The organism is Rhizocola hellebori, from assembly GCF_016862955.1.
GTDB classification, from domain to species: Bacteria; Actinomycetota; Actinomycetes; order Mycobacteriales; family Micromonosporaceae; genus Rhizocola; species Rhizocola hellebori.
The window spans coordinates 34,224-52,079 of sequence record NZ_BONY01000016.1 but is presented as its reverse complement, the minus strand read 5'-3'; the positions used below and the strand labels follow the sequence as shown (position 1 = coordinate 52,079).

Here is a 17,856-nt window from a genome sequence, read left to right as displayed (position 1 = left end):
ATCGGCAGCAGGTGGTGTCGAACGCTTCGCGCTCGACACCACCTGCGCACAAGCCAATCACCCGACAGTTATTGTCAGGGGATGCGGGCGGCCCGGCTTTTGTCCATCCTGCTCCTGTTGCAGACCAGGGGCAGGATGACGGCGCAACAGCTGGCCGAGGAGCTTGAGGTCTCGGTGCGCACCATCTATCGCGACGTCGAGTCGTTGCACTCGGCCGGGGTGCCGCTCTATGGAGATGCCGGCTGGTCTGGTGGATATCAGCTGCTGGCTGGATATAGGACCCAGCTGACGGGACTGACCGCCGACGAGGCCGAGTCGATGTTCCTGACCGGACTGCCCGGCCCCGCCGCCGAGCTGGGTCTGGGCGCGGTGGTGACGGCGGCCCAGCTCAAGTTGCTGGCCGCGCTTCCGGCCGAGCTGCGTGACCGCGCGGGGCGGATCAGGGAACGTTTCCACCTTGACGCCCCCGGCTGGTACAGGAATCCCGACGAGGTCCCGCATCTGATGGCGGTGGCCGAAGCGGTGTGGGGGCAGCACCGCATCCGGATCCGGTACAGGCGGTGGGAGGCGCCGCGGGAGGTGATCCGCACCTTGGATCCCTATGGGGTGGTGCTCAAAGGCGGGCGCTGGTACCTGGTCGCCGCTTCGGACCGCACGCCGCGTACCTATCGGGTGTCGGAGATCCTGGAGCTGCATCCGCTCGGGGAGGGCTTCACCCGCCCGGAAGGCTTTGTGCTGCAAGACTATTGGCAGTCCTATCTGGACGAGTTCGAAGCCCGCCGGATTCAGGGCAAGGTGGTCATTCGCCTGTCCCCCAAGGGTTTGCGCAGACTGCACGACCTGATGGGCCAGGCTGTGGCCCGGCAGGCGACCGAGAACGCGGGCCCGCCCGACAGCGATGGCTGGGTCACCACCACGATTCCCATCGAGGGCACCGAGCACGCACGTGGCGAGCTGCTGCGCCTGGGGGCCGAGGCGGTGGTCGAGGAACCCGAGGAGCTGCGGCAGATGATCAAGGACGCGATTCGCGAGCTAGGCGTGCGCTACCAGCTCTGAGGTGACGGCGGCCGGCAGGTCGCCGCTGACCACGTGGGCGACGGTGACCTCGGTGAGGATGCGGCGTTCGGCCTCCTCCAGCGCGGCCCACACCCGTTGCAGGCTGCTCGCCGACTGGGCGCGGGGCGAGCCGAGCGGGCCGTCGATCACCTCGATGATCTCCAGCAGGGAGATCTGCCGGGTCGGCCTGGCCAGCCAGTATCCGCCTTCCGGCCCCCGCTGGGCGTAGACGATTCCGCCTCGGCGCAGCTGCAGCAGGATGCTCTCGCAGAACTTGGGCGGAATGTCCTGGGCACGGGCGATGCGCTCCGCGGTCACCGGGGTTTCCCCGCCCTTGGCGAGCTCGATGACAGCGCGGAGGGCATAGTCGACACGAGCAGACAGGCGCATGCGCTCAGCTTAAGCGCTACCGCAGTGCCGCCGCCGGTGGTCTGGACCGAGCGATCGCCTCATGATCCCGAGGAAAGACATCGGCTTCAGCAGGAGCAAGAATTACAAACAGCTTCGCAACAGCTCGGGGTCCACGTTTCCGCCTGAGATCACGGCCGCCGTCCGGCCTCCGGGCAGGAAGCCGCGCCGGTAGAGGTAGGCGGCCACGGAGATGGCGCCGCTGGGCTCGACGACCAGGCGGGCTTGGGTGGCCAGCACTCCGACCGCCTTGAGGATCTCCTCGTCGGACACGGTGATGATGTCGTCGACGTACTCCCGCATGTGCGCGAAGGTCAACGCGGAAGGCGCTGTGCGCACGCCGTCGGCCACGGTCTGGTAGGTCTTCTCGGTCGGCCATTTGATGAGCCGGTCGCGTTGCAGGCTCTCAGCCGATTCGGCGGCCAGTTCCGGCTCGACGCCGATGATGCGGCAGGCCGGGCGCAAAGCCTTCACGGCGGCCGCGATTCCGGAGATGAGCCCGCCGCCGCCGACCGGAACGATGATTACGTCCGCTTCGGGCTGCTCGGCCAGGTCTTCTAGGATTTCCAGCCCGATCGTGCCCTGACCCGCGATGACCTCGGGGTGGTCGAAGGGCGGGATCAGGGTGGCCCCCCTCTCCGCGGCCAGCTTCTCGGCCACTTCGAGGCGTTGCGGCGGGGGGACCATGACGATCTCGGCGCCGAGCGCGGCGATCGCGTCCACCTTGACCTTCGGGCTGGTGTCGGGCATGACCACGGTGACCGGGATCTTGCGGCGCGCCGCCGCGTAGGCCAGAGCCCGGCCGTGGTTGCCCGAGGAGTGGGTGATCACAGCGCTGGGCTCCAGGGCTGCGATCGCGTTTGCCGCGCCCCGGATTTTGAACGCCCCGATCGGCTGCAGGTTCTCCGGCTTGAGCCAGAAGTCCTCGCCGAACGGGAGCAGCGGGGTACGGATCGCGATCCGCTCTATCCGCACGGCTGCGGCCTGAACATCGCGCAACGTCACCAGATCCATGGCTGTCAACCTCCCACCCTCCGCAGGAGTCCCTCTTGAACCGCGGTGGCGATGTGCCGCCCGTCGCGGGTGAACATTTGGCCCGTGGCCAACCCGCGGCCACCCGCGGCGGTCGGGCTGGTGCAGTCGTAAAGGAACCACTCATCGGCCCGGAACGGGCGATGGAACCAGATCGCGTGATCCAGGCTCGCCCCGATCACCCCGCCCGGTCCCCACACCTCGCCGTGCACCGAGAGCACCGAATCGAGCAGGGTCATGTCGGAGGCGTAGGTGAGCAGGCAGGCGTGCAGGAGCGGGTCGTCGGGCAGCTTGCCGTCGATGCGCATCCAGACCCGGTTGGCCTTGTCGGCTTCCCGGTCGCCTGGGCGCAGCCAGCCCGGGGCGTTGAGGTAGCGCACGTCGAACGGACGCGGCATCTGCTTCCAGATCTCGACCCGTTCCGGGTAGTGCTGGATCAGCTCGCCGAGCGTGGGCACCTCCTCCGGCGCGGCCAGGCCCTCCGGCGCGGGCTCGTGATGGTCGAGCCCTTTCTCTTGCAGATGGAACGAGGCGGACATGAAGAAGATCGTCTTGCCGCCCTGCTTGGCGACCGAGCGGCGCACCGAGAACGAACGCCCGTCGCGGATGTTTTCTACGTGGTACTCGATCGGCTCGCTCGGATCGCCGCCGCGCACGAAATAGCCGTGCAGCGAGTGCACCAGCCGTTTGGGGTCAACCGTGCGCCCGGCGGCGACGAGAGCCTGCGCGGCTACCTGCCCGCCGTAGACGCGCATCGGGCCTAGCGGCGGGTTTTGCCCGGTGAACCGCATTTCGTCGACCTGGGACAGGTTCAGCAGCTCTACCAGGGCATCCACCGACGCTTGGCCCGATATCGGGGCGTCCGCGGCGTGCTCGGTGCGAAATCTCGGCGAGGTCACCTCATGACGGTATCGTCAGCGACCCCAATTGGTGTACGCGCAGGGTATTCGTTGATCCAGCCGTGCCGGGCGGGCTGCCCGCGACCACCACGACGTAGTCGCCGACACTGGCCCGGCCCAGGCTGAGCAGACGCTCGTCGACCTGGCGGAACATGTCGTCGGTGTGGTGGACGAAGGGCATGAAGAAGGTTTCCACACCCCAGGACAGGGCCAGCTGGTCTCGCACCGCTCGTTCCGGGGTGAAGGCCAGCAGGGGCAGCTCGCAGTGCAGCCGGGACAGCCGGCGCACGGTGTCGCCGGTGACGGTGAAGGCGACCAGGGCCTTGGCGCCGACCGCGCGGGCGATCTGCGACGCGGCGACGGTCAGTGCCCCACCCCGGGTACGCGGATCGTGTTGCAGCCGCGGCACGGTGAGCCCACCCGCCTCGGTGGTCTGGATGATCTTCGCCATGGTGCTGACCGTGAGCACCGGGTACTTGCCGACACTGGTCTCACCGGAAAGCATCACCGCGTCCGCGCCGTCGAGCACCGCGTTGGCCACATCCGAGGCCTCAGCGCGGGTGGGGCGCGAATTCTCGATCATCGAGTCGAGCATCTGGGTGGCGACGATCACCGGCTTGGCGTACTCGCGCCCGAGCTGGACAGCACGCTTCTGCCAGAGCGGCACCTGATCCAGCGGCAGCTCGACGCCCAGGTCGCCGCGGGCCACCATCAGCGCGTCGAAGGCGTCGACGATGGCTTCGAGGTTCTCCACCGCCTCCGGCTTCTCGATCTTCGCGATGACCGGGCGGATGACGCCCTCTTCCTGCATGATCTGGTGCACCAGTTTGATGTCGTCGGGCGAGCGCACGAACGACAACGCGATCAGGTCGACCCCGAGCCGCAGCGCGAAACGCAGGTCGTCACTGTCCTTTTCGGACAGCGCCGGGACGCTGATCGCCACGTTCGGCAGCGAGATGCCTTTGTTGTTGGAGACCGGCCCGCCCTCGATGACCAGACAGCGAATGTCAGGTCCGGCAACGCCGGTCACCTCGACGGCCACCTTGCCATCGTCGATGAGCAGTTTGTCCCCGACCTTCACCTCGTCGGGCAGCTTCTTGTAGGTACAGGAGACCCGGTCTTCTGTACCTAGGATGTCCTCGCTCGTGATGACGACGCTGTCACCTGTTCGCCACTCGTGCGGTCCATCGGCGAACTTGCCGAGCCGGATCTTCGGGCCCTGCAGGTCCGCCAGAGTCGCCACCGCCTTACCGGTCGCCTCCGCAGCTTCGCGGACGCGGTGGTAGGCCTGCTCGTGGTCTTCGTGCGAGCCATGGCTGAAGTTCATCCGGGCGACGTCCATCCCGGCGTCGATGAGGCCACGGAGGCGCTCCGGCGACCAGGTGGCTGGGCCCAGTGTGCAGACGATTTTTGCTCGGCGTGTCACGGCGGAAAGCCTAGTCCGTCATGTGACCTGGACCGCAAGAGGGCGACTCGAGTACCACACGTGTTAACGGGGAGTTTCCTCGCTTGCCCGTTCCGCAGCCGTTTTCAAGTCACGGTCGGCTTCCCGACCCGACTTGTAGCCGGGCTGGGTGATGCCGTCGCCCGCGGGCTTCATGGTGTTGTCGCGCATCGTGGTGGTGACCCGCGTCGCCTCCGATTCGGCCTTGTTGAGCATGCGTTCCCAGCGCTCCTGCATCGGCCTGATCATGCCGCCGCCGACGCCGACGATGATGACACCGGCCACCGTGGCCAGCGCGGCGATCAGCACGGGCATGGTGACCGTGGTGGCGATGCCGATCTGGTTGAGCGCGGCGATGGCGCCCAGCACGATGATCAGCACCTGGGCTATCCGGCCCAGGGTCTTGCCGTAGCTGAACTGCGCCAGGGCATTGCGCACGATGTCGAAGACCGCGTTGGCGATCGCGATGGTGACCACCATGATCACTGCGGCCACCAGCAGACGCGGGAGCCAAGCGATGATCGTGTCGATGATGTCGCTGACCGGGTTCGGCCCGAACACGTTGAACGCGATCTGGAACGTGAACAGCAGCGCCGCGTAATAGGCGATCTTGCCTACCAGCTCGCTGGGCTCATAGCTGCCGGTCCATCGACGCAGATGGGTTCTTTCGGCGAACCGGTTGAATCCCACCTTGGCCAGGGCCTTGTTCACCACCCGCCCGATGAACCGGGAGATGATCCACCCGATGAACAGGATTGCCAGGAAGCCGAGCGCCTTGAGCACCCAGTCACCCAGCGAGTTGAGAATATTCTGCCAAGTTTCGTCCATAACTCACATTGTCGGACTTTGTGCAGGTCAGCGGGCCAAAACTGATCAAGCAGCCACCAACGGCCTCGATGAGGGCGTCACCGGGGCGGGCAGCGAACCCGCGCCACCGAGGTAAGCGTGAATCGAGGCGGCCGCGGCCCTGCCCTCGGCGATCGCCCACACGATCAGCGAAGCGCCGCGATGCGCGTCACCGGCCACGAACACGCCCGGGCTGGCGGTCTGCCAGTCCTCGCCGCACGCGACAGTGCCCTGCGCGGTCAGCTCCACCAGCGGGTCGGTGCCGGCGAAGCCGATGGCGAGCAGCACCAGATCGACCGGGATCACCCGCGACGTTCCCGCCACCGGCGTGGCGACACGGTTGGAGACCACGACATCGGTCAGCCTTACCGCTTCAATTTTCTGGGTACCAAGGAACTCCTGCACCGCGACCGCGAAGACGCGCTCGCCGCCCTCCTCGTGAGCGGGATAGCTGCGCAGGATCCACGGCCAGGTGGGCCAGGGATCGTGCTCCTCGGCGCGGGCCGAGGGCGGCAACGGATATCGGTCGAGCTGGGTCACCGAGGCCGCGCCCTGCCGGTGCGCCACACCGAGGCAGTCGGCCCCGGTGTCGCCGCCGCCGATGATGAGCACATGCTTTCCGGCCGCGGTGATCGTGGGCGTCTCACCGAAGGCCACGAAGCGGTTCGACTGGGTCAGGTGTTCCATCGCCAGATGGATGCCGGGCAGCGACCGGCCCGGCGTGGTGACGTCGCGGCCGCGCAACGCGCCGGTGGCCAGCAGGATCGCATCGTGCTGAAGCTGGGACAGGTCGGTGACGTTCACCCCGGTGCGCAGCGTCACCCCTTCCGCCTCCAGCTGGGCCACCCGCCGGTCGATGTGTTCCTTCTCCAGCTTGAAGTCGGGGATGCCGTAGCGCAGCAACCCGCCGATGGCGTCGTCGCGCTCGTAGACGGTCACCGCATGTCCGGCGCGGGCGAGCTGCTGCGCGGCGGCCAGCCCGGCCGGGCCGGAGCCCACGATGCCCACGGTGCGGCCCGATTTCGCCGGAGACGGCTGCGGCTGATAGCCGAACCGGTCGGCGATGGAAACTTCGATCTGCTTGATGGTCACCGATTCCCCACCGGCGATGCTCAGCACACAGGCCGCCTCGCACGGCGCCGGGCACAGCCGCCCGGTGAACTCGGGGAAATTGTTGGTGGCGTGCAACGACTCCAGCGCGAAGTCCCAGTTTCCGGTGCGCACCAGATCGTTCCAGTCGGGGATGCGGTTGCCCAGCGGGCAGCCGTCATGGCAGAACGGCACTCCGCAGTCCATGCATCGGGTCGCCTGTTCCCGCACCAGTGAATCGGACGCCGAAGGGTAGACCTCTTTCCAGTCCTGGATGCGCACCGGCACCGGACGGCGCGCGGGCATCTGCCGTTCATACCTCAAAAAACCGCTCGGGTCAGGCACGGGCCGCCTCCTGTGACGCTAGCGCGGCAGGAGCCATCAGCTCTGCCATCACTGCCTTGTCCACGTCATGGCCGGCGGCTTCGGCGGCCTGAATAACCTCGATCACCCGCTGGTAGTCGCGCGGCACCACCGCGGTGAACCTTGCCGGATCCCAGTCTGCGAGCAGCTTTTCGGCCACAGCCGACTCGGTCTCGGCGAAGTGCTTACGCACCAGCGCTTCCACCGCCGCGCCGTCGGCCGGGCGCAGGTCGACCAGTTCCCGGTTGACCAGAAGCGGGTCCAGGTCGAGCACATAGGCGGTGCCGCCCGACATGCCGGCCGCGAAGTTGCGCCCGGTAGGCCCGAGCACCAGCACCGTGCCGCCGGTCATGTACTCGCAGCCGTGGTCGCCCACCCCCTCGACCACCGCGGTGGCGCCGGAGTTGCGCACGGCGAAGCGCTGCCCGGCCCGGCCGCGCAGGAATGCCTCGCCGCCGGTCGCGCCATAGAGCAAGGTGTTTCCGGCGATGATGTTGTCCTCGGCGGCGAATTCGCTTTGCAGGTCGGGGCGCACGATCAGGCGCCCGCCGGAAAGGCCCTTGCCCAGATAGTCGTTGGCGTCACCGAACAGGCGCAGCGTGATGCCCTGCGGCAGGAACGCCCCGAACGACTGCCCGGCCGTGCCGGTCAGCGTGATGTCAATGGTGTCCTGCGGCAGGGTGCCGAAGCGGCGCACCAGCTCGCCGCCGAGCATTGCGCCCACGCTGCGATGCACGTTGCGCACCGGCAGCCAGGCGCGGGCCGGATCACCGGTCAGCAGGCCGAGCAGCTGCTGGTCGAATGCCTCGGCCAGGCGGTGGTCCTGATCGCGCAGCCTGCGCCGGCCGCCCTCGTAGGGCGACTCGGGCATCGCGAGCACCGGGGTCAGATCCAGCCCGTGCGCCTTCCAATGCTCGTTGGCCGGTGCCACGTCGAGCAGGTCGGCCCGGCCGACCGCCTCGTCAAGGGTCCGCAAACCCAGCTGCGCCAAGCCCTGGCGCACCTGCTCGGCCAGGAACAGGAAGAAGTTCTCGACGAACTCCGGCTTGCCAGTGAAACGCTCACGCAGCACCGGATTCTGGGTGGCTACACCCACCGGGCAGGTGTCCAGATGACAGACCCGCATCATCACGCAGCCGGCGACGATGAGCGGGGCGGTGGCGAAGCCGAACTCCTCCGCGCCGAGCAGAGCGGCGATGAGCACGTCGCGGCCCGTCTTGAGCTGGCCGTCCACCTGAACGGTGACCCGATCCCGCAAACCGTTGAGCAGCAACGTTTGCTGCGTCTCGGCCAGGCCCAGCTCCCACGGGGTTCCGGCGTGCTTGAGGGAATTGAGCGGGCTGGCCCCGGTACCCCCATCATGGCCGGAGATAAGGATGACATCGGCTTTGAGCTTGGCGACACCGGCCGCCACCGTGCCGACGCCCACCTCTGAAACGAGTTTGACGTGGACTCGCGCTGACGGGTTGACACACTTGACGTCGAAGACGAGCTGCGCCAGATCCTCGATGGAATAGATGTCGTGATGCGGCGGGGGCGAGATCAGGCCCACCCCCGGCGTGGCGTAGCGGGTCTTGGCGATCCACGGCCACACCTTGTTTCCGGGCAGCTGCCCGCCCTCGCCAGGCTTGGCCCCTTGCGCCATCTTGATCTGAATGTCGTCCGCGTGGACCAGATATTCGGTGGTGACACCGAACCGGCCGCTGGCCACCTGCTTGACGGCGGAACGGCGCAGCGGGTCGTGCAGGCGGTCGCTGTCCTCGCCGCCCTCGCCGGTGTTCGATTTGCCGCCCAGCCGGTTCATCGCGATGGCCAGGGTTTCGTGCGCCTCGGCCGAGATCGAGCCGTAGGACATCGCGCCGGTGGCGAAGCGCTTGACGATTTCGCTGGCCGGCTCCACCTCGTCAACCGGAATTGCCTTGGTGGGCTTGAAGGCGAGCAGCCCGCGCAGGGAACCGGCCTTGGCCGCCAGCGCGTCGACCTGAGTGGTGTAGCGCTCGAACACTTCGAACTGGCCTGAGCGCGTCGCGTGCTGAAGCAGGAACACGGTTTCCGGGTTGAACAGGTGCACCTCGCCCTCGCGGCGCCACTGCCATTCCCCGCCCACCTCGAGGCGGCGGTGGGTCTGCTCGGCCGGGTTGAGCGGGTAGGCCACCGCATGACGGGCGGCCACCTCGGCGTTGATCTCGTTCAGCGAGATGCCCTCGATGCGTGACGACGTACCGGTGAAATAGCGCGCGACCAGTTTCGACGACAGCCCGACCGCCTCGAAAACCTGTGCGCCGCAATAGGAGGAGACCGTGGAGATGCCCATCTTCGACATCACCTTCTGGATTCCCTTACCCAGGCCCTTGACCACGTGGTGGGTGGCCTTCTGCGGCGTGATCCCGGTCAGGGCGCCGGTGGCGATGAGGTCCTCGACGCTTTCCAGGGCCAGATAGGGGTTCACCGCAGCGGCTCCGTAGCCGATCAGCACCGCCGCGTGGTGAACCTCACGGCAGTCGCCCGACTCGACAATCAGCGCGACCTGGGTGCGGGTCTGCTCCCTTACCAGATGCTGATGCACCGCAGCGGTCAGCAGCAGCGACGGGATCGGCGCCAGATCGACGGTGCTGTCGCGGTCGGAAAGCACCAGGATGCGCACCCCGTCCTCGATGGCCTCCGAGACGTGGCGGCAGATCTCGACCAGCCGGCCCTTGAGCCCCTTGGCCCCGTCGCGCAACGGATACAGCCCGGAGACCCGGACAGCTTTGAAGCCGGGCATGTCGCCGTCATCGTTGATGGACAACACCTTGGCCAGATCATCGTTGTCGATGATGGGATAGGGCAACACGATCTGGCGGCAGCTGGCCGCGCTCGGATCGAGCAGGTTGCCCTCGGGACCGATGGTTATTGCCAGGCTGGTCACCATTTCTTCGCGGATGGCGTCCAGCGGCGGGTTGGTGACCTGCGCGAAAATCTGGTGGAAGTAGTCGTAGAGCAGGCGCGGCTTGGTCGACAGCGGGGAGATGGGCGTGTCCGTGCCCATGGAGCCCAACGGCTCCGTCCCGGTGCGCGCCATCGGGGCGAGCAACAGCTTGAGCTCTTCCTCGGTGTAGCCGAAGGTTTGCTGCCGCCGCTGCACCGAGTCGTGGGTATAGACCAGATGCGCCCGCTCGGGCAGACCCTCCAGATGCATGAGGCCGCCGTGCAGCCAGTCCTGGTACGGGGCGGCCGAGGCCAGCTCCCGCTTGATTTCGTCGTCCTCGATGACCCGCTGCGCAGCGGTGTCGACGAGGAACATCTTGCCCGGCTCCAGCCGGCCCTTGGCCACCACCGTGGCCGGATCGAGGTCGAGCGTGCCCGCCTCGCTGCCCAGCACCACCAGCCCGTCGCGGGTGCGCCACCATCGGCCCGGGCGCAAGCCGTTGCGGTCGAGCATCGCGCCGACGAGCGTGCCGTCGCTGAAGGCCACGCTCGCAGGCCCGTCCCACGGCTCCATGAGACTGGCGTGGAACTGGTAGAACGCCCGCTTCGCGGGGTCCATCATGGGGTCGTTCTCCCACGCCTCGGGAATCATCATCAGCATCGCATGTGGCAGGCTGCGCCCGCTCAGATGCAACAGCTCGAGCACCTCGTCGAAGTTGGCCGAGTCGGACGCGCCCGGGGTGCAGATCGGGAACAGGCGGCGCAGGTGACCCGGAATCAGCGGGCTGGCCAACAGGGCCTCCCGAGCGCGCATCCAGTTCACGTTGCCGCGCACCGTATTGATCTCCCCGTTGTGGGCGATGAACCTATACGGGTGGGCCAGCGGCCAGCTGGGGAACGTGTTGGTGGAGAAACGGGAATGCACCAGCGCGATCGCGCTGACCATCCGCTCGTCACTCAGGTCGGGGAAGAAGGTGACGAGCTGGTCCGGGGTGAGCATGCCCTTGTAGATGAGCGTTCGGCCGGACAGCGACGGAAAATAGGCGGCCACACCGCGCTCGCTGGTCTCGCGCTCGGCCTGTTTACGCACGGCGAACGCCACCCGTTCCAGCTCCAGGCCCGACAACGGCTCGCCGGAGTCGAGACGGTTGGCGCTCAGAAACACCTGCCGGATGCGCGGGCGGGCCTGCTCGGCGGTTTCGCCCAGCCCTTCGGGGTCGACCGGAACGTCGCGCCAGCCCTCGATCTGGGCCCCCTCAACCAGCGCATACTTTTCCAACACAGTGATCGCACGGGCCTCATCGGCCCCATTGGTGGGCAGGAACACCAGGCCTGTCGCGTAAGCGCCGGGCGGGGGCAACTCGAAGTCGACCACCTCGCGCAGGAACTCGTCCGGGATCTGCAGCATGATTCCCGCGCCGTCACCGGTGTTGGGCTCTGCGCCCCTCGCCCCGCGGTGGTCGAGCCGGCACAGCGCGGACAGGCCTTTGGCAACCACATCGTGGGAGCGACGGCCCGCGACGTCGGCGACGAAGGCGACGCCGCAGGAGTCGTGCTCAAATGCCGGGTCGTAAAGGGAGCGCACCGGGCCTCCTCAGTCGTCACGTGGGGGTTCGGGACGACGTCGGCCCTGGGGCCGCCTGGAGTGGGCGGTTTGTTGAGTCTACGTTAAAGACCCGGTGCCGCCAGCGGAAAGAGATTGATCACATTTCCACTATATGGGATTTAGCGCTTGTCCTGCTTCCAGGAGAACGGTCCCGGCAGATCGACCCGGTGCGCGCGGGCCCTCGAATTCCACGACCATCGGCCGATTTTCAAGCTCCAGGACGAGAACCCGCCCTGGGTGAAATTCAGGCGCAACGGTCCCAGCTTCCACGTACGGCGAAATATGATTCCCACGCCCGCCATGATGCCCCAATCGGTCAACCTCCAAACCGGATGGTGCCGGGCAATCACATCGGTGGGCTCCACTCGGCGACCGCCCCGGCCGCCTTGTCCAGCACCCGAGGGGCCAGAGCGCCGAAGGCGCGTTCGCGGGCACGCGTGAGCAAAGCGCCTCGCGGAGCCAGGATCGCGCCGACCCGCTGGGTTTGGCGTACCACCTGGGCGATGCGCGGGCGGCGATGCGCCGAGTAGGCCGCGATCGCCGCGTCGAGGGTCGCCCCGCCGCTGCCCACCATGGCGCGCAACGTCGCCGCGTCCTCCAGGGCCAGACCCGCGCCCTGCGTCAGATGATGCGGCATGGCGTGCGCGGCGTCACCGATCAGCACGAAACCGCCTACACCGCAAGGGAAAGCGAGCTCGTGGGGAATCGGGCGCAGCTGCCTTCCGTCCTGTTGGGACAGATCGTCGGGCTCGGTGGCGGCGAGCAGATCCCCAATGGGGGCATGCCATCCAGCGAACCAGCGGCGAAGCAGCGTCAGCTGGGTCGCCGGCGCTTCCGGCCGGGCGGCACCGGCAACCGTTGCCGTCCAATAGATTCCGCCCCGGCTCGACGCACCCGAGCTGCCCCGGTTGCCCAATGAGGCGGCTTGGAACCTGTACCCACCGCCAATGGTTTCGCCAATGAGCATCGAGTCGTCAGCAAGCTTCGGGGCCCTGTACCAAGGAATGACCGCCCGCCACGCGGCATAGCCGGAGCTGACCGCGATCGACTGCGGCGCGAGCCGGGAACGGATGAAGCTGTCAGCGCCGTCGGCCGCCACAATCAGGTCGGCGTCCCAGGAGTTGCCCCGGCTGTCGCCGACCGCCGGGCGCTCACCGGGCCGGTTGTGCACGGTCTTGATGTGAATGCCGGTCTGGATGTCGATGCGCTGACCCAGCCCGGCGATGAGCGTGTCGTGAAGGTCTTCGGCGTGCACCACCATGGCGCAGGCCGTGGCGCTCGCCCGGGAAAGCCATTGACCGTCCGGCCGGCGGATGCCGCCGGCCGGAACCTCAGTCGAAATCTCGCCCAGCCCGCCGCCCAGGCCCAATGAGCGCAAGGCGGCCAGGGCGTTGGGCCACAGCAGCAGAGCTGCCGGGTCAGCGCGGAGGCGGTCGGCCCTTTCCAGGAGGGTGACCTGCCAACCGGCGCGCGCAAGCGCCCCGGCGGCGGCCAGGCCGCCAACGCCGGCTCCCACCACCACCGCGCTGTACATCGACGTCAATCCTTGCTTGCCGTGCTCGGGTCCTTCTCTTCGGACACCGTGGTGTCCTTGGCATCAGCATCGGCATCGTCGGCCCGTGCCGCGTCGGCTTCCGCCTTGGCCACATCAGCCTCGGATCCGTTGGCCGAAGGTGCCGGTGCCGCGGCGACATCGTCGGCAACCGCGGCTGGTGGGCTCTGAGCCCCTTGGCCGTCCGCGTCAGCGACTGCGTCGGCGGAAGCCTCCGGACGGGCGCCCTCGGCCTGGAACGCGAGGAACTCCTCCTCGGTCACGACCTGGAAGCCCTTGCCCTCGGTCAGCGGGATGAGGAACTCCTGCGGGCCCTTCTTCAGCAGGAAGTAGGCCAGCGCGCCGGCGAAGACGATGATCGAGACCCAGACGTTGATCCGCTGGCCAAGGATCACCTCGGCCGGGTCGGTGCGCATCGCTTCGATCCACACCCGCCCAGTCGTGTAAGCCATGACGTAGACGGCGAAGGCGCGGCCCTTGCCGAACTTGAACCGCTTGTCCAGCCAGTAGACCAGCCCGGCCACGCCAAGGTTCCACAGCAGCTCGTAGAGGAAGGTGGGGTGGTAGAGACCTTCCCGCAGCAGCGGCTCCCCGTCAGGGCCGACGAGCGCCTGGCCGACGGGCGGCTCGCCCGGGCCTCCGGTGGACATCTGGTGCACCTGCAGACCCCACGGGGCCGAGGTCTGGCCGCCGTAGAGCTCGTTGTTGAACCAGTTGCCCAGCCGCCCGACCGCCTGCGCCAGGGGAAGACCCACGGCGATGCAGTCGGCGACGAAGGTGAACTTGATGCCCAGCTGGCGGCAGCCGAGCCAGGCGCCAACCGCGCCTCCGGCTACGGCGCCCCAAATGCCGAGGCCACCCTCCCAGATCTTGAAGGCCTTGCCGAAGCCCTCCATGCCATGCCCGAAATAGTCATCGGGTGAGCTGATCACGTGATAGATCCGGGCGCCGATGATGCCGAACGGCACGGCCCACATGGCGATGTCGAGGACGGCCCACGGCGGGGCGCCGCGGCTTCGCATCCGACGGTCGGTCACGATGCAGGCGACCACGATGCCCGCGATGATGCATAGCGCATATGCCCGCAACGGGATGGTCACAAAACCAAGATCCAGATGCCATACCGCCGTTGAGGGGCTGGGAATGCTCGCGAGTGTCACGGGTGCGAACACTACCGTCCCACAGCGAAAACACCAGTCCTGGACACTGATGGATCATGATAGGTCGTAGAGAAGCCGGTACCAGGCGAGCCGCTCTTCATCGATGGACGCCCCGTACCCGCTGAGGAACAGCGCACCGAATCCAGTGCCAAGATTCCACTCGCAGCTCCACGACCCGACCGCGAGATCCCACCACGGATCCGCGATCGCCACCCGACCAAGATCAAGATAGCCCGACACCCGCCCCTCGGCGAGGAACACATTCGGCAGGCAATAGTCGCCATGGCACACCACCTCGCGCCCGAGCGGCGGCGCGGTGGCCAGCAGCCGCTGCACGGCCGCCTCCGCGGTCAGCCCGGCGTGCTCGGGATGAAAGTCGCGGGCCGGGTCGACCAGACCGGCCGCGACGCGGGCCCGCGCCTGGGCCAAGGCCGTGGGCGCGGTGAAATCGAACGGGCATTCGCTTACCGGGACAGCCTCGTGAAACGCGCGCAGCCCTTCGGCCAGCGCGATGACCAGGCGGCGCGGATCCTCGGTGGCCCACGCGTGAGCGGTGGCGTCGACCCCGGGCAGGGGCAGGGTCATCAGCCAGTCGCTGTCGCCGTCGCTGCCGTACTCGACCACTTCCGGCACGGGCAGCCAAGCCGCCGCCCAGCGCAGGCGCTGAGCCTCATCGGGGATGCTGCGTCCGGCCGGGCCGACCTTGACATACCGCCGCTGCCCCGCACGCTCGAACAGGTAGGTTGGCGCATCGGAGTCGAATGACCACACGACGTGGTGACGCCAATCGGCGAACCTGTCGGTGAGGTCGAACGGCAGCTTCCTCATAGCGCAGCCGGTGCCATCCGCGCCCGCAGGGCCTCGATGACCGCCGTGTCGAGCCCGGCTTTCATCAGATAATCCTGCACTGATCCATGCAGTTCACGCAGCTGACCCAGGTAGCCGAGGATCGCCTCCGGCGGTGTGTAACGGATGTTCGGGGGCAGTTGCACGGTTTCGCCGGTGGTCTCGTGGTGCCACTGCAGCCACCGCAGCGTGAACTTTTCCGTCTCCGCGTAGTCGGCGGCGATCTCGGCGTCGCCCACCCCGACCAGGCTGAGCAGCAGGGCCACCACCACTCCGGTGCGGTCACGCCCACCGGCGCAGTGCAGCACGGCCGGGCCGGTGGCCTCCTGCGCGAGGATGCGCAGCACCTTCACCACATCGGCGGCATGCATGCCCAGGTAGACGCCGGCCAGGTAGGCCGACACCGCGTCCTCGGTTTCGCACTCCCCGACCGGCCACACCTCTTCGTGCAAGGTCACGTTGTGCCAGACCTGGCAGGCCCACTGCGGCGCCCGGCCCTGGCCTTCAATCTCCTCGGGGCGGCGCAGGTCGATGACGGTGTGCACACCAAGCGACTCATAGCGCGGCCTGTCCTGCTCCACCAGGCTGCACAGCGCGTCGCTGCGATAAAGCACACCAGGCCGCCCGGTGAGCATCGCGACGTCGCGGAAGTTGAACAGCCCGGCGAAGTCGACCCAGCGATCCATCAGAGGAGCAGACCCGACCGAAGCTCCTCAGTCAAGCGCTTAACCCCATCCACCCCGTGCTCGCCCAGCGCGCTGACCAAAGCGCTGCCGACGATGACGCCGTCGGCGTACGAGCCCACCTCGGCCGCCTGAGCGCCATTGCGTACGCCGAGGCCGACCCCGATCGGCAGATCCGTCTTGGCGCGCGCCCGTGCGACCAGAACGGGTGCGGCCGACGAGGTATGCTCGCGCGCACCGGTGACGCCCATAACCGCTGTGGCGTAAAGGAATCCGCGGGTGCTGGCGGCGGTCATCGCGATCCGGTCGTCGGTCGAGGAGGGCGACACCAGGAAGGTCCGGTCCAGCTTGTGCTCGTCGGAGGCGGCCAGCCACTCATCGGCCTCGTCGGGGATCAGGTCGGGCGTGATCAGCCCGGCCCCTCCTGCGGCGGCGAGGTCACGGGCGAAAGCGTTGACACCGTAGCGTTCCACCGGGTTCCAGTAGGTCATCACCATGATCGGCACGCCGTGCCCGGCGGTGGCCGACACGGTCGCGAAGACGTCGCGGATCCTGACCCCACCGGCCAGCGCCTGCTCCGTGGCGCGCTGGATGACCGGACCATCGATCACCGGATCGGAGTAGGGCAGGCCCAGCTCGACCAGATCCACCCCGGCCTCGATCATGGCGAGGATCGCCTGCTGTGCCATTGCCACCGTCGGGTACCCGGCGGGCAGATACCCCACCAACGCGGGCCGCCCCTTGCCAAACGCGTCAGATACGCCACTCATGAGAACAGTCCAAAGTAGTCGATGGCGGTGTGCATGTCCTTGTCACCGCGGCCGGAAAGGTTCACCACGACCACCGGCTCCCGGCCCAGCTGCGCACGCAGGGCGGGGATCGAGCGCAGCGCACCCGCTAGCGCGTGGGCGCTTTCGATGGCCGGGATGATGCCCTCGGTCTTGCACAGCAACGCGAAGGCCTCCATCGCCTCGGCGTCGGTCACCGGCTCATAGGTGCCACGCCCGGTCTGGTGAAGGTAGGCGTGTTCGGGGCCGACGGCCGGATAGTCCAGGCCCGCCGAGATGGAGTGGGACTCGACGGTCTGGCCGTCCTCGTCCTGCAGCAGATAGGTGCGCGCGCCGTGCAGCACGCCGTAGGCGCCGCCGGTGATGCTGGCCGCGTGCCGCCCGGTCTCCACGCCATCGCCGCCGGCCTCATAGCCCAGCAGCCGCACCGATTCGTCGTCGATGAACGCGTGGAACATGCCGATCGCGTTGGAGCCGCCGCCGACACAAGCCGCCACCGCATCGGGTAGCTCGCCGAAGCGCTCGAGCATCTGCGCCCGCGTCTCCACGCCTATGCCGCGCACGAAATCGCGCACCATCGCCGGGAAGGGATGCGGCCCAGCCGCGGTGCCCAGCAGGTAATGGGTGTTGTCCACATTGGTCACCCAGTCGCGCAGCGCCTCGTTGATGGCGTCCTTGAGCGTCTGCGACCCGGTCGTGACCGGCACCACGGTCGCGCCGAGCATGTGCATGCGCGCCACGTTCAGCGCCTGCCGCTCGGTGTCGACCTTGCCCATGTACACGACGCACTCGAGGTCGAGGTAGGCGCAGGCGGTGGCACTGGCCACGCCGTGCTGACCGGCCCCGGTTTCGGCGATGACCCGCGGCTTGCCCATGCGCTTGGTCAGCAGCGCCTGGCCGAGCACGTTGCGCACCTTGTGCGCCCCGGTGTGGTTGAGGTCTTCCCGCTTGAGCAGGATCCGTGCCCCCGCGTGCGCGGAGAGCCTCTTGGCTTCATAGAGCATTGATGGGGTACCGGCATAGTCGCGCAGCATGCCTTCGAACTCACCCATGAATTCGGGGTCGGTCATGGCCTTGCGATAGTGGGCATCCAGCTCGTCGAGCGCGGAGATGAGGGCTTCGGGGACAAATCGCCCACCGAAAGGTCCAAAGTGGCCAGTGTCGTCGGGCAGCACTG

General features: G+C 67.8%; 15 protein-coding genes. 1 reads left to right on the top strand and 14 read right to left on the bottom strand.

What is annotated here, in order from left to right:
• Positions 1-81: 81 nt before the first annotated feature.
• Positions 82-1,056, top strand: coding sequence for a helix-turn-helix transcriptional regulator (locus tag Rhe02_RS15310; protein ID WP_203908887.1), 975 nt, complete (start codon positions 82-84; stop codon positions 1,054-1,056).
• Here the strand turns inward: Rhe02_RS15310 and Rhe02_RS15305 are convergent.
• The 14 genes from Rhe02_RS15305 to trpB all read right to left on the bottom strand — a co-directional run bounded on the left by Rhe02_RS15305 (position 1,033) and on the right by trpB (position 17,854).
• Positions 1,033-1,446, bottom strand: coding sequence for an RrF2 family transcriptional regulator (locus tag Rhe02_RS15305; protein WP_203908886.1), 414 nt, complete (start codon positions 1,444-1,446; stop codon positions 1,033-1,035). The genes Rhe02_RS15310 and Rhe02_RS15305 overlap by 24 nt on opposite strands.
• A 102-nt stretch (positions 1,447-1,548) precedes the next feature.
• Positions 1,549-2,478 carry a threonine ammonia-lyase gene (locus tag Rhe02_RS15300; protein WP_203908885.1) on the bottom strand — a complete coding sequence of 310 codons (930 nt, stop codon included), beginning with the start codon at positions 2,476-2,478 and terminating at the stop codon, positions 1,549-1,551.
• A gap of 5 nt (positions 2,479-2,483) precedes the next feature.
• Positions 2,484-3,287 carry an acyl-CoA thioesterase gene (locus Rhe02_RS15295; protein ID WP_239123850.1) on the bottom strand — a complete coding sequence of 268 codons (804 nt, stop codon included), beginning with the start codon at positions 3,285-3,287 and terminating at the stop codon, positions 2,484-2,486.
• Between the two features lie 109 nt (positions 3,288-3,396).
• Positions 3,397-4,821, bottom strand: a complete 1,425-nt coding sequence (gene pyk / locus Rhe02_RS15290) for a pyruvate kinase (RefSeq protein WP_203908884.1) — start codon at positions 4,819-4,821, stop codon at positions 3,397-3,399.
• Between the two features lie 63 nt (positions 4,822-4,884).
• Positions 4,885-5,667, bottom strand: coding sequence for a mechanosensitive ion channel family protein (locus Rhe02_RS15285; RefSeq protein WP_203908883.1), 783 nt, complete (start codon positions 5,665-5,667; stop codon positions 4,885-4,887).
• Positions 5,668-5,712: 45 nt separating this feature from the next.
• Entirely contained in the window at positions 5,713-7,119 is a 1,407-nt protein-coding gene (locus tag Rhe02_RS15280) for a glutamate synthase subunit beta (protein WP_203908882.1), read from the bottom strand.
• Positions 7,112-11,629 (bottom strand): glutamate synthase large subunit, encoded by a 4,518-nt coding sequence (gltB, locus tag Rhe02_RS15275; protein ID WP_203908881.1) that lies wholly within the window; start codon positions 11,627-11,629, stop codon positions 7,112-7,114. Before gltB ends, Rhe02_RS15280 begins: the two co-directional genes overlap by 8 nt.
• Positions 11,630-11,769: 140 nt before the next feature.
• Entirely contained in the window at positions 11,770-11,943 is a 174-nt protein-coding gene (locus tag Rhe02_RS15270) for a DUF4236 domain-containing protein (RefSeq protein ID WP_203908880.1), read from the bottom strand.
• A 53-nt stretch (positions 11,944-11,996) separates the two neighbouring features.
• Positions 11,997-13,184, bottom strand: a complete 1,188-nt coding sequence (locus Rhe02_RS15265) for an FAD-dependent oxidoreductase (protein ID WP_203908879.1) — start codon at positions 13,182-13,184, stop codon at positions 11,997-11,999.
• Positions 13,185-13,189: 5 nt separating this feature from the next.
• A complete protein-coding gene (gene lgt, locus Rhe02_RS15260; RefSeq protein WP_203908878.1) occupies positions 13,190-14,374 on the bottom strand; it encodes a prolipoprotein diacylglyceryl transferase in 1,185 nt (394 codons plus the stop codon).
• 42 nt (positions 14,375-14,416) lie between these two features.
• Complete coding sequence (locus Rhe02_RS15255) at positions 14,417-15,190, bottom strand: APH(3') family aminoglycoside O-phosphotransferase (RefSeq protein WP_203908877.1); 774 nt, start codon at positions 15,188-15,190, stop codon at positions 14,417-14,419.
• Positions 15,187-15,894, bottom strand: a complete 708-nt coding sequence (locus Rhe02_RS15250) for a tyrosine-protein phosphatase (protein WP_203908876.1) — start codon at positions 15,892-15,894, stop codon at positions 15,187-15,189. Before Rhe02_RS15250 ends, Rhe02_RS15255 begins: the two co-directional genes overlap by 4 nt.
• Complete coding sequence (gene trpA, locus Rhe02_RS15245; RefSeq protein WP_203908875.1) at positions 15,894-16,661, bottom strand: tryptophan synthase subunit alpha; 768 nt, start codon at positions 16,659-16,661, stop codon at positions 15,894-15,896. Before trpA ends, Rhe02_RS15250 begins: the two co-directional genes overlap by 1 nt.
• Positions 16,658-17,854 carry a tryptophan synthase subunit beta gene (gene trpB / locus Rhe02_RS15240; RefSeq protein ID WP_203908874.1) on the bottom strand — a complete coding sequence of 399 codons (1,197 nt, stop codon included), beginning with the start codon at positions 17,852-17,854 and terminating at the stop codon, positions 16,658-16,660. Before trpB ends, trpA begins: the two co-directional genes overlap by 4 nt.
• Positions 17,855-17,856 lie beyond the last annotated feature (2 nt).

Excerpts from the sequence above, each read along its gene's own strand:
- Rhe02_RS15310 (WP_203908887.1), top strand. The coding sequence starts at position 82 with ATGCGGGCGGCCCGGCTTTTGTCCATCCTGCTCCTGTTGCAGACCAGG.
- Rhe02_RS15305 (WP_203908886.1), bottom strand. The coding sequence starts at position 1,446 with ATGCGCCTGTCTGCTCGTGTCGACTATGCCCTCCGCGCTGTCATCGAG.
- Rhe02_RS15300 (WP_203908885.1), bottom strand. The coding sequence starts at position 2,478 with ATGGATCTGGTGACGTTGCGCGATGTTCAGGCCGCAGCCGTGCGGATA.
- Rhe02_RS15295 (WP_239123850.1), bottom strand. The coding sequence starts at position 3,287 with ATGCGGTTCACCGGGCAAAACCCGCCGCTAGGCCCGATGCGCGTCTAC.
- Rhe02_RS15285 (WP_203908883.1), bottom strand. The coding sequence starts at position 5,667 with ATGGACGAAACTTGGCAGAATATTCTCAACTCGCTGGGTGACTGGGTG.
- Rhe02_RS15265 (WP_203908879.1), bottom strand. The coding sequence starts at position 13,184 with ATGTACAGCGCGGTGGTGGTGGGAGCCGGCGTTGGCGGCCTGGCCGCC.
- Rhe02_RS15255 (WP_203908877.1), bottom strand. The coding sequence starts at position 15,190 with ATGAGGAAGCTGCCGTTCGACCTCACCGACAGGTTCGCCGATTGGCGT.
- Rhe02_RS15250 (WP_203908876.1), bottom strand. The coding sequence starts at position 15,894 with ATGGATCGCTGGGTCGACTTCGCCGGGCTGTTCAACTTCCGCGACGTC.
- trpA (WP_203908875.1), bottom strand. The coding sequence starts at position 16,661 with ATGAGTGGCGTATCTGACGCGTTTGGCAAGGGGCGGCCCGCGTTGGTG.